Source organism: Burkholderia sp. AU16482 (genome assembly GCF_002223285.1).
GTDB classification, from domain to species: Bacteria; Pseudomonadota; Gammaproteobacteria; order Burkholderiales; family Burkholderiaceae; genus Burkholderia; species Burkholderia semiarida.
This window is the reverse complement of record NZ_NKEY01000003.1, coordinates 159,816-171,043: the sequence shown is the minus strand read 5'-3', so window position 1 is coordinate 171,043 and position 11,228 is coordinate 159,816. Positions and strand designations below refer to the sequence as shown.

Below are 11,228 nucleotides of genomic sequence, written 5' to 3'. Positions count from 1 at the left end.
GCCGCCGCGCCGAAACGCCGGCCCCGGTCGCCCGCGCCGCGTACAATAGTGGACTTTTGCACGTCCTCACCCGCCTTATGTCCTCGCCCACCCTGTTCGAATTCTTCGCCCCCTGCCCGCGCGGCCTCGAGGCGGCGCTTGCCGCCGAGCTGGCCGAAATCGCCGGCCGCCACCTGAACGGCGCGCCGTTCACCGCGGGCGCGCAGGTGCCGGGCGGCGTCCATTTCAGCGGCGGCTGGGCCGCCGGCATGGCCGCCAACCTCCATTCGCGGATCGCGAGCCGGATCCTGCTGAAGATCGCGCACGGCCCGTACCGCAACGAGCAGGACGTCTACGCGCTCGCGCTCGAGCAGCCGTGGGAACGCTGGTTCGCGTCGACGCAGACGCTGCGCATCGACATCACCGCGATCAAGTCGCCGCTGAAGAGCCTCGAATTCACGACGCTGCGCGTGAAGGATGCGATCTGCGACCGGATGCGCGAGAAAACCGGCTCGCGCCCGAGCATCGACACCGGTGCGCCGGACGTGCGCGTGTTCGCGTTCCTGACCGCGGGCGAATGCACGCTGTACCTCGACACGTCGGGCGAGCCGCTCTTCAAGCGCGGCTGGCGCCTCGACAAGGGCGCGGCGCCGCTGCGCGAGAACCTCGCGGCAGGCATCCTGCGGCTGACGGGCTGGAAGCCCGGCACCGCGCTGTACGACCCGATGTGCGGCAGCGGCACGTTCCTCGCGGAAGCCGCGCAGATCGCGCTCGGCGTGGCGCCGGGCGTCGAGCGCCGGTTCGGCTTCGAAAAGCTCAAGCAGTACGACATCACCGCGTGGCAGGGGCTGAAGGTGCCGGCGCTCGACGCGAAGCGCGCGGCGCGGGCCCAGCGCGGCGAAGCGCTCGGCGTGTACGGCAGCGACATCTCCGGCGACATGCTCGAGAAGGCACGCGCGAACCTCGAGCGCGCGGGCGTGCCGTCGGTGTGGCTCAAGCAGGTCGACGCGCGCGGGATGACGCCGCCGTGCGACGGGCCGGGCATCCTTCTCGCGAACCCGCCGTACGGCGAGCGGATCGAAGTGCGCGGCCGCAGCGCGCGCGGCGAGGTGCGCGAGACCGGCCGCAACCGCGGCAACGACGACGCGTTCCGCCGCACGCACACCGACGCGCCGGACAGCGAGTTCTTCAACGCGCTCGGCGATGCGCTGAAGCAGCGCTTCACGGGCTGGCAGGCGTTCCTGCTGACGTCCGACCGTTCGCTGCCGGGCCAGTTGCGGCTGCGCGAATCGGCCAAGACGCCGCTGTTCAACGGCGCGCTCGAATGCCGGCTGTTCCGCTTCGACCTGATCGCAGGCAGCGTGAAGGCGCGCCCGGCCGCGCAGGAAGGCGACGCCTGACCCTGACGCGCCGAACGCGCGCGAACGTCGCGGCGGCCGCTGCCGCCTGCTGACACTCCGATGACGCCCGGCATCCGCCGGGCGTTTCGTTTTGCGCGGCACCGATGCAAGCGGGGCCGCGCCCGCTCCGCCCGCACGGCCCCGTACGCGCCGCCGCCCGGGCGCACGCCGCCGATGCGGTCGACGGGGCCCTTTTGTCAGCACCGCCATCACTACTGACAGCACGCTGTCAGGAGCCCCCGCTCACACTGCAATCCCGGCGCAATGCAAGGCTGGTTTCCGTCCAGAACAACCCGAACAACAAGGAGCTCGTCATGACGTCCGCAACTGCAACCGCAACTCTGGAACGCGCGATCGCGTGGTTCGACATTCCGTCCCTCGATTTCGACCGTGCGATCCGCTTCTACGAAACCGTGCTGCAAACCACGTTGCAGCGCGAGGTCATCGGCGGCGTGCCGATGGCGATGTTCGATCACGAAGCGTCGAGCACGGGCGGCAGCATCGTGTTCGATCCGCAGCAGATGAAGCCGAGCGCGAACGGCGTGCTCGTCTACCTGAACGCCGGCGAATCGGTCGTCGCCGCGCTCGAACGCGCGAAGCGCGCGGGCGGCGTCGTGCAGGGCTCGGTCGTCGAGCTGCCGAACAACTACGGCTACGTCGGCTACCTGATCGACACGGAAGGCAACCGCGTCGGCCTGCACGCGCCGAAATGCCACTGAGCGCAGCGGTCAGCGGGCCGGCGCGGCGCTATCATCGCGAAGTCCCCGTAGCCAGAGGAATCGAGGTGCCGTCATGACCCGCCGTGCCGACCGTCTGTTCCAGATCGCCGAGCTGTTGCGCGGGCGTCGTCTCACGACCGCGCAGCAACTGGCCGACTGGCTGTCGGTGTCGCCGCGCACGGTCTATCGCGACGTGCGCGACCTGCAACTGTCAGGGGTGCCGATCGAAGGCGAAGCCGGCATCGGTTACCGGCTGAACCGCAACGCGAGCCTGCCGCCGCTCACGTTCACGGCCGAGGAGCTGGCGGCGCTCGCCACGGGCGCGCGGATGCTCGAAACCTGGGGCGGTGCGCGCTTCGCGAGCGGCGCGCGCTCGGCGCTCGCGAAGATCGCGTCGGCGATGCCGGCCGACAAGCGCACGGCGCTCGACCGCCTGCCCGTGTTCGCGCCGTCGTTCCACATCGACGAGACGTTTTGCGCGAAGGTCGACGCGATCCACCAGGCGATCGACACGCGCCACATCGTCAGCTTCGCCTATCGCGACCGGCTCGGCGCGCATTCGCAGCGCCGCGTATGGCCGCTCGGGCTCGTCTACTGGGGCGGGCGCTGGACGATCGGCGCGTGGTGCGAGCTGCGCGGCGATTTCCGCACCTTCGACATCGCGCGGATGGGCGACATCACCGTGCACGAGCAGTTTCCGGACATGGAAGGCCGTCGGATCGCCGACTACATGCGGATCGCGGAAGCGCCGATGAAGTGACGCATCGGGCCGCCGCGGGATGGAAAACGGCGCCGGGAAAATCGGCGCCGTCACTTTCGAATCTCTCTCGTTTTCATTCGAATTTCCGTACCGACCGCTTCTTGGAACGTAGCGGTCGGACGGAACCGTTCGTCGCACAATCAACGAAACCGGCGAGATTTTCCATACACGTCCCATTTTCTGAATCGTCAGCACTGCGCACAATCGAGCTTGCTTGTCGATTTTTTCACGGCACGATCCGCCCATGATCCTGAGGATTTGAGGAATCGGCTCGCGCCTCTCAGTCAATTCCGATTGGATTAACAACATGTCGAGACCGTCATTCTCCAGTGGATGGCACGCCTTCATGAGAGTCAAAGTTTCAGTCGATGAAGTCAGGACACGGATTCCGGAAACCGCATCGATATGGGTATTGCGCTGAAAGACCCGCGGCTCGCGCTCGCGATGGCTCTCGCAATCGGCCCCGTCACGGCGTTACCCCAAGCCACGGTCGCGGCCCCCGATGCTCGCCATGCTGTCGAACGGCATTCGCAAAAAACGTTGCTGAAGAACTCGGCACTCAGCGTTTGCCTGGCCGGGATCGCGCACGATACCCGCGATCGTGACGACGCCAATGCCACCGCAAGCGCCTATCTGGAATTCGGCGATCAGCCAATCGAGGCCTACGACGCGCTCCGCGCGCTCACGCAACGGTATGTCGAACGACAATACAGCGGATCGATTCCAGCGTCGTTCAATACGATGAAGTGCATCGACCTCTTCCACAGTCGGGAACTCGACGCGCTTTCCGATCGGCTGACAAAAGCGCGCTAGCGCTGCGCGGCGGGGGCCAATACGTGCGCCCCTGCATTGCACATGTCATGGCATGCGCACGACCGCATTCGCTCCGTCATGAACGCAGCCGGCGCGCTGCCCTGTCGTCACTCGACGGCCTTCACCATGTCCTCGATGACCTTCTTCGCATCGCCGAACACCATCATCGTCTTGTCCATGTAGAACAGGTCGTTGTCGAGGCCCGCGTAGCCGGCCGCCATCGAGCGCTTGTTGACGATCACCGTGCGCGCCTTGTACGCCTCGATGATCGGCATCCCCGCGATCGGCGATTTCGGATCGTTCTTCGCGGCCGGGTTCACGACGTCGTTCGCGCCGAGCACGAGCACCACGTCCACCTGGCCGAATTCGCCGTTGATGTCCTCCATCTCGTGCACGATCTCGTACGGCACCTCCGCTTCCGCGAGCAGCACGTTCATGTGCCCCGGCATCCGCCCGGCGACCGGGTGGATCGCGTACTTCACGTCGATGCCCTTCTCGACCAGCTTGTCGGTCAGCTCCTTCAGCGCGTGCTGCGCACGGGCGACGGCGAGCCCGTAACCCGGCACGATCACGACCGATTCCGCGTTGCCGAGCATGAACGCCGCGTCGTCGGCCGAGCCCGACTTCACCGGCCGCTGCTCCTGCGCGCCACCCGCGCCGCCGGCCGCCGCTTCCCCGCCGAACCCGCCGAGGATCACGTTGAAGAACGAGCGGTTCATCGCATGGCACATGATGTACGACAGGATCGCGCCCGACGAGCCGACCAGCGAACCGGCGATGATCAGCATCGCGTTGTTCAGCGAGAAGCCGATGCCGGCCGCGGCCCAGCCCGAGTACGAGTTCAGCATCGACACGACCACCGGCATGTCCGCGCCGCCGATCGGGATGATGATCAGCACGCCGAGCACGAACGCGATCGCCGTCATGATGATGAACGGCAGCCACGCCTGCGTGATGAAGAACAGGATGCCGAAGCCGAGCATCGCGATCGCGAGCATCAGGTTGATCAGGTGCTGGCCCGCGTACACGACCGGCGCGCCCTGGAACAGCCGGAACTTGTACTTGCCCGACAGCTTGCCGAACGCGATCACCGAACCGGAGAACGTGATCGCGCCGACGAACGTGCCGATGAACAGCTCGACGCGGTTGCCGTACGGGATGAAGCTCGACGACACCGCGTCCTGCGGCACGAGCCCGAACGCTTCCGGCTCCGACACCACCGCATACGCGATGCACACGGCCGCGAGACCGATCAGCGAGTGCATCGCCGCGACGAGTTCCGGCATCTTCGTCATCTCGACGCGCGCGGCGACGAATGCCCCGACGCCGCCGCCGACGATCAGCGCGCCGAGCACGAGCGCGAGGCCGAGCGGCAGGTTCGCGCCGAGCCACGCGGCCTGCTTGACGATCAGCGCGATCGTCGTGAGGATCGCGATGGCCATCCCGACCATCCCGAACAGGTTGCCGCGCCGCGCGCTCTTCGGGTTCGACAGGCCCTTCAGCGCCTGGATGAAGCACACCGACGCGACGAGGTACAGCAGCGTAACGACGTTCATGCTCATCGCGCGCCCTCCTTGCCGCCCTCGACACGCTTGGGCTCCTTCTTGCGGAACATCTCGAGCATGCGCCTCGTCACGAGAAAGCCGCCGAACACGTTGACGGCCGCGAGCGCGACCGCGAGCGTGCCGAAGAACTTGCCGGTCGCGCCGACGATGAGCGCCGCCGCGAGCATCGCGCCGACGATCACGATCGCCGAGATCGCGTTGGTCACGGCCATCAGCGGCGTATGCAGCGCCGGCGTGACGTTCCAGACGACGTGGTAGCCGACGTACACCGCCAGCACGAAGATGATCACGTTGATCACCGTGTGATTGATGACTTCCATGGTCTCCTCCGTTATTTGCGCGTGACTTCGCCGTCGCGGCACAGCAGCGTCGCGGCGACGATGTCGTCGGTCAGGTCGATGTTCAGCGTGCCTTCCTTCGTGACGATCAGCTTCATGAAATCGAGCAGGTTGCGCGCGTACAGCGCCGACGCGTCCGACGCGACCATCGACGCGAGGTTCGTGTAGCCGGCGATCGTCACGCCGTTGTGCACGATCACCTGGTCGGCGACGGTCAGCGGGCAGTTGCCGCCCTTGCGGCCGTCGAATTCCGGGCCGCGGCCGGCCGCGAGATCGACGAGCACCGCGCCGGGCTTCATCGACTGCACGGTCTCCACCGAGATCAACGTCGGCGCCGGGCGCCCCGGAATCAGCGCGGTGGTGATCACGATGTCGGCCTGCTTCGCGCGCTCGTGCACGAGCGCGGCCTGGCGGCCGAGCCACGACGGCGGCATCGGGCGCGCATAGCCGCCGACACCCTGCGCGGCTTCGCGCTCTTCGTCGGTTTCGAACGGGACGTCGAGGAATTTCGCGCCGAGCGACTCGATCTGCTCCTTCACGGCCGGCCGCACGTCGGACGCCTCGATCACGGCGCCGAGCCGCTTCGCGGTCGCGATCGCCTGCAGGCCCGCGACGCCCGCGCCGAGAATCAGCACGCGCGCCGCCTTCACGGTACCCGCGGCCGTCATCAGCATCGGCATGAAGCGCGGATACAGCGACGCGGCCACCAGCACGGCCTTGTAGCCGGCGATGTTCGCCTGCGACGACAGCACGTCGAGACTCTGCGCGCGCGTCGTGCGCGGCGCGGCCTCGAGCGCGAAACCGGTCACGCCGGCCGCGGCGAGCTTCGCCGCCTGCTCGCCATTGAACGGCTCGAGCATGCCGACCAGCACGGTGCCACGCTTGAGCGACGGCAGTTCGGCGTCGGTGGGCGCCTGGACCTTCAGCACGAGGTCGGCGTCGAAAGCGGCCGACTGGTCGGTCAATTCGGCGCCGGCGGCCGCATAGGCTTCGTCGGGATAGCTGGCCGCGGTGCCGGCCCCTTTCGCGATACTGACCCGATGGCCGGCCGCCGCGTATTTCTTCACGGTTTCCGGCGTCGCGGCCACACGCGCCTCGTTGGCCCGCGTTTCAGCAGGCACTCCAATATGCATCGTCAGTTCCTCCAGTCATTGTCAGTATTTCTTTTCTTGCGATCTTTTTACTGCGCAACGAGCCGGACAGGCTGACTTACCGGCTCACGAGCAACGGCGTTCACGCTGCACTTTAACCGAAAGCGATGGCCCCGCCAGCACTTTCCGCACGATCGTGCTCGAATGCGACGTCGGTTTGATCCGCGCCGCCATGTCCCGCCGGGGCCGACGAATCCGAAAGGGTCGGATTCGTCTAACGGAACGGCCGGCAGCCTTCGGGCGCAACCGGTAAAATGCCGAACCATGAAACCCGAAATCTGGACCCCGCATGTGACGGTCGCCGCGCTCGTCGAGCGCGCCGGCCGCTTTCTCGTGATCGAGGAAGAAACCTCGACGGGCCTGCGCATCAACCAGCCGGCCGGTCACCTCGAAGCCGGCGAAACGCTGGCCGACGCGGTGATCCGCGAAACGCTGGAGGAAACCGCGCACCCGTTCACGCCCGACGCACTCGTCGGCGTCTATCTCGCGCACTACGACCGCCCCGGCAGCGCCGGCGCGACCTACCTGCGCTTCACGTTCTGCGGCACGGCCGGCGAACCGGTCGCGGGCCACGTGCTCGACGACGGCATCGTCCGCACGCTGTGGATGACGGCCGACGAGCTGCGCGCCTGCAGCGAGCGCCATCGTTCGCCCGCGGTGATGCGCTGCGTCGACGACTATCTCGCCGGGCGGCGCATTCCGCTCGATTTCGTACACACGCACTCGGTCGCCCCGCGCCCCGAGGCATTCGAACGTCAGGCGGTCGGCAAATGAGCAAGCGCCGTGTAGTGGTGGGCATGTCGGGCGGCGTCGATTCGTCGGTGACCGCGTGGCTGCTGAAGGAACAGGGCTACGACGTGGTCGGCCTGTTCATGAAGAACTGGGAAGACGACGACGACGGCGAGTACTGCTCGACGCGCCAGGACTGGATCGACGTCGTGTCGGTGGCCGACCTGATCGGCATCGACGTCGAAGCCGTCAACTTCGCGGCGGAATACAAGGATCGCGTGTTCGCCGAATTCCTGCGCGAATACTCGGCCGGCCGCACGCCGAACCCCGACGTGCTGTGCAACGCCGAGATCAAGTTCAAGGCGTTCCTCGACCACGCGATGTCGCTCGACGCGGAAATGATCGCGACCGGCCACTATGCGCGCGTGCGCGAACGCGACGGGCGTTTCGAACTGCTGAAGGCGTTCGATCACACGAAGGACCAGTCGTACTTCCTGCACCGGCTGAACCAGGCGCAGCTGTCGAAGACGATGTTCCCGCTCGGCGAGATCCCGAAGACGAAGGTGCGCGAGATCGCCGCGCAGATCGGGTTGCCGAATGCGAAGAAGAAGGATTCGACCGGCATCTGCTTCATCGGCGAGCGGCCGTTCCGCGATTTCCTGAACCGTTATCTTCCGACGAAGCCCGGCCCGATGAAGACGCCCGACGGCAAGGTGGTCGGCGAGCACATCGGCCTCGCGTTCTACACGTTCGGCCAGCGCAAGGGCATCGGGCTCGGCGGCAGCAAGAGCGGCAGCGGCGAGCCGTGGTTCGTCGCCGCGAAGGACATCGCGTCGAACACGCTGTACGTCGTGCAGGGCCACGATCATCCGTGGCTGCTGTCGCGCGAACTCGTCGCCGGCAACGTGAGCTGGGTCGCCGGCGAGCCGCCGGCGGACGGCTTCGCGTGCGGCGCGAAGACGCGCTACCGGCAGGCCGATGCGGCGTGCGTATTCGGTCGAGCCGCGACAGGTCGGGCCGCGCTAGGCCGGGCCGCGATCGACGCCGCGGCAGCCGGCCCGGCAGGCGAGGCGCGCTTCTCGCTCGCGTTCGACGATGCGCAGTGGGCCGTCACGCCCGGCCAGTCGGCCGTGCTGTACGACGGCGAGATCTGTCTGGGCGGCGGCATCATCGAATCCGCGGCGACCGGCCAGCCCGGTCAGGCTGCGGCGGCGGCCCACGCGCCGGCGCTCGCCGAAGCACGCTGACACCCATTCGGTTTAGACTTGCGGCACGCCGCGCCCGGCGGAACACGATTCCGTCGTGGCCGGCGCGCCGCCTTCGCAGCGTACGCATGGCGGTATCTCAAGATTCTTACGGAGTCCCCCATGCTTTCCAGACGCTACCTCGCGATGTGGTGCGCCGTCCTGCTGCTCGTCGCCGCGGCCGCACTCGCGTCGGTCCACCTCCTTTCCTGGCTGTGGATCGTCATCCCCATCGCCCTCGTCGCACTCGGCCTGTACGACCTGAACCAGGATCGCCACGCGATCCTGCGGAACTACCCGCTGTGGGGCCACTTCCGCTTCCTGTTCGAATTCATCCGGCCTGAAATCCGCCAGTACTTCGTCGAGGACGACACCGACGAAAAACCGTTCTCGCGCGCGCAGCGCAGCCTCGTCTACCAGCGCGCGAAGAACGTCGCCGACAACCGCCCGTACGGCACCGAACTGAACGTGAAGGCCGTCGCGCACGAATGGATCAGCCATTCGCTCGCACCGACGAAGCTGCCGAACCACGATTTCCGTATCCGCGTCGGCGCGAATCGCGCGCAGCCGTACGACATTTCGATCTTCAACATCTCGGCGATGAGCTTCGGCTCGCTGTCCGCGAACGCGATCCGCTCGCTGAACCTCGGCGCGAAGAAAGGCGGGTTCGCGCACGACACCGGCGAAGGCTCGCTGTCGAAGTACCACCGCGAGAACGGCGGCGACATCATCTGGGAAATCGCGTCCGGCTACTTCGGCTGCCGCAACGACGACGGCACCTTCAACCCGGACAAGTTCGCGAAGCAGGCCGCCGATCCGCAGGTCAAGATGATCGAGGTGAAGCTGTCGCAAGGCGCGAAGCCCGGCCACGGCGGCGTGCTGCCGGCCGCGAAGATCACGCCGGAAATCGCGGAGACGCGCGGCGTGCCGATGGGCAAGGACTGCATCTCGCCCGCGACGCACTCGGAATTCTCGACGCCGCGCGGGCTGCTCGAATTCGTCGAACGGCTGCGCACGCTGTCGGGCGGCAAGCCGACCGGCTTCAAGCTGTGCATCGGCCATCCGTGGGAATTCTTCGGGATCGCGAAAGCGATGCTCGAGACGGGCATCGTGCCCGACTTCATCGTCGTCGACGGCGCGGAAGGCGGCACGGGCGCGGCGCCGCTCGAATTCACCGACCACGTCGGCGTGCCGCTGCAGGAAGGACTGCTGCTCGTGCACAACACGCTCGTCGGGATCGGCGTGCGCGACCGCGTGAAGATCGGCGCGAGCGGCAAGATCATCACCGCGTTCGACATCGCGCGCACGCTCGCGATCGGCGCGGACTGGGTGAACTCGGCGCGCGGCTTCATGTTCGCGGTCGGCTGCATCCAGGCGCAGCACTGCCATACCGACCGCTGCCCGACCGGCGTCGCGACGCAGGACCCGGTGCGCCAGCGGGCGCTCGTCGTGCCCGACAAGGCCGAGCGCGTGTACAACTTCCACCGCAATACGCTGCATGCGCTGCAGGAACTCGTGCAGGCGGCCGGCCTCGCGCATCCGTCCGAGCTGCGCGCGCACCACATCGTGCAGCGGGTCGCGCCGCACGAAGTGCGGCTGATGTCGCAACTGCTGAAATACCTGAAACCCGGTGCGCTGCTCGACGGCCAGACCTGCGGCTTCTCGCTGTACGACAAGTGGTGGCCGATCGCGCGCAGCGATTCGTTCACGCTCGGCGAAGCCGTGTACGCGTCGATCGAGTAAAGCGCACGGCCACCCCGTTACGACGGCGGCCGGCCCGCGCCGCAAAAGCAAAAGCGCCCCGCGGGGCGCTCTTGCTTTTCTTTCGTCTGGCGAATGCGTGAAGGCCGGGCCGCGGCTCAGTTCTGCGGCAGCGTATCGGCGAATGACGGTCGCTGTTGCAGCTTCACGAAGTGCTTGTCGAGGTTCGGGTGGCGATCGCGCCAGTTGAGCTCGGGCATCCGGAAGTCGAGATAGCCGAGCGCGCAGCCGAGTGCGATGTCGGCGAGCGTGTAATGATTGCCGACGCACCACGTCTTGCCGCCGAGACCCTGCGACATCGCGACGAGCGCGTCGTCGATCTTGCGTTGTTGGCGCGCGATCCAGCTCGCGCTGCGCTGCGCTTCGTCGCGCATCGTGTGTTCGAGACGGATCGCGACGGCCGCGTCGAGCACGCCGTCGCCCAGTGCCTCCCAGCAGCGCACTTCGACGCGCTCGCGGCCCGACGGCGGAATCAGCTTGCCGACCGGCGACAGCGTATCGACGTATTCGCAGATCACGCGGGAATCGAACACCGCGGCGCCATCCTCCATCACGAGGCACGGGACCTTGCCGAGCGGATTCGACGCGTGAATGTTCGTATCCGGCGCCCACACGTTCTCGAGCTCCAGCTTGTAGTCGATCTTCTTTTCGGCAAGCACGATCCGCGCCTTTCGGACGTACGGGCTGCTGAGCGAACCGATTAATTTCATCATCTGCCTTTTTAAGGGAACCGCCGCGAGTATACGTTGTCGCCGATCATAACCGGCCC

The 11,228-nt window shown here is 67.0% G+C and carries 11 protein-coding genes; 7 read left to right on the top strand and 4 right to left on the bottom strand.

Annotation, left to right across the window (positions count from 1 at the left end):
* The first annotated feature begins 77 nt into the window (after positions 1-77).
* The 4 genes from CFB35_RS03145 (at position 78) to CFB35_RS03130 (ending at position 3,671) form a co-directional block, all read left to right on the top strand.
* Complete coding sequence (locus tag CFB35_RS03145; RefSeq protein WP_059581144.1) at positions 78-1,379, top strand: class I SAM-dependent RNA methyltransferase; 1,302 nt, start codon at positions 78-80, stop codon at positions 1,377-1,379.
* Positions 1,380-1,693: 314 nt separating this feature from the next.
* Positions 1,694-2,098, top strand: coding sequence for a VOC family protein (locus CFB35_RS03140; RefSeq protein ID WP_059581142.1), 405 nt, complete (start codon positions 1,694-1,696; stop codon positions 2,096-2,098).
* Between the two features lie 73 nt (positions 2,099-2,171).
* Entirely contained in the window at positions 2,172-2,858 is a 687-nt protein-coding gene (locus CFB35_RS03135; protein ID WP_059581139.1) for a YafY family protein, read from the top strand.
* 405 nt (positions 2,859-3,263) lie between these two features.
* Positions 3,264-3,671: a T6SS amidase immunity protein Tai4 family protein gene (locus CFB35_RS03130; RefSeq protein ID WP_089464547.1), complete on the top strand. Its 408-nt coding sequence runs from the start codon at positions 3,264-3,266 to the stop codon at positions 3,669-3,671.
* 107 nt (positions 3,672-3,778) lie between these two features.
* Here CFB35_RS03130 and CFB35_RS03125 read toward each other — a convergent pair whose 3' ends face one another.
* Genes CFB35_RS03125 through CFB35_RS03115 form a run of 3 tightly spaced genes read right to left on the bottom strand, consistent with a single transcriptional unit; the run spans position 3,779 to position 6,707 of the window.
* On the bottom strand, positions 3,779-5,233 hold the full coding sequence (locus tag CFB35_RS03125) for an NAD(P)(+) transhydrogenase (Re/Si-specific) subunit beta (RefSeq protein ID WP_059581136.1): 1,455 nt from the start codon (positions 5,231-5,233) through the stop codon (positions 3,779-3,781).
* On the bottom strand, positions 5,230-5,556 hold the full coding sequence (locus CFB35_RS03120; protein ID WP_059581133.1) for an NAD(P) transhydrogenase subunit alpha: 327 nt from the start codon (positions 5,554-5,556) through the stop codon (positions 5,230-5,232). The genes CFB35_RS03125 and CFB35_RS03120 overlap by 4 nt, the downstream gene beginning before the upstream one ends.
* 11 nt (positions 5,557-5,567) lie before the next feature.
* Positions 5,568-6,707, bottom strand: coding sequence for a Re/Si-specific NAD(P)(+) transhydrogenase subunit alpha (locus tag CFB35_RS03115; protein ID WP_059581130.1), 1,140 nt, complete (start codon positions 6,705-6,707; stop codon positions 5,568-5,570).
* A gap of 282 nt (positions 6,708-6,989) precedes the next feature.
* Here CFB35_RS03115 and CFB35_RS03110 point away from each other — a divergent pair, with 282 nt between their 5' ends.
* From CFB35_RS03110 to CFB35_RS03100, 3 genes are all read left to right on the top strand, one after another.
* A complete protein-coding gene (locus tag CFB35_RS03110) occupies positions 6,990-7,499 on the top strand; it encodes an NUDIX hydrolase (RefSeq protein ID WP_059501004.1) in 510 nt (169 codons plus the stop codon).
* A complete protein-coding gene (gene mnmA / locus CFB35_RS03105) occupies positions 7,496-8,701 on the top strand; it encodes a tRNA 2-thiouridine(34) synthase MnmA (RefSeq protein ID WP_059581128.1) in 1,206 nt (401 codons plus the stop codon). Before CFB35_RS03110 ends, mnmA begins: the two co-directional genes overlap by 4 nt.
* A 120-nt stretch (positions 8,702-8,821) precedes the next feature.
* The gene (locus CFB35_RS03100) at positions 8,822-10,441 is read left to right on the top strand and encodes an FMN-binding glutamate synthase family protein (protein WP_059581124.1); all 1,620 of its coding nucleotides are present in this window, start codon (positions 8,822-8,824) and stop codon (positions 10,439-10,441) included.
* Positions 10,442-10,557: 116 nt separating this feature from the next.
* Here CFB35_RS03100 and CFB35_RS03095 read toward each other — a convergent pair whose 3' ends face one another.
* Positions 10,558-11,169 carry a glutathione S-transferase family protein gene (locus tag CFB35_RS03095; protein ID WP_059581211.1) on the bottom strand — a complete coding sequence of 204 codons (612 nt, stop codon included), beginning with the start codon at positions 11,167-11,169 and terminating at the stop codon, positions 10,558-10,560.
* Positions 11,170-11,228: the final 59 nt, after the last annotated feature.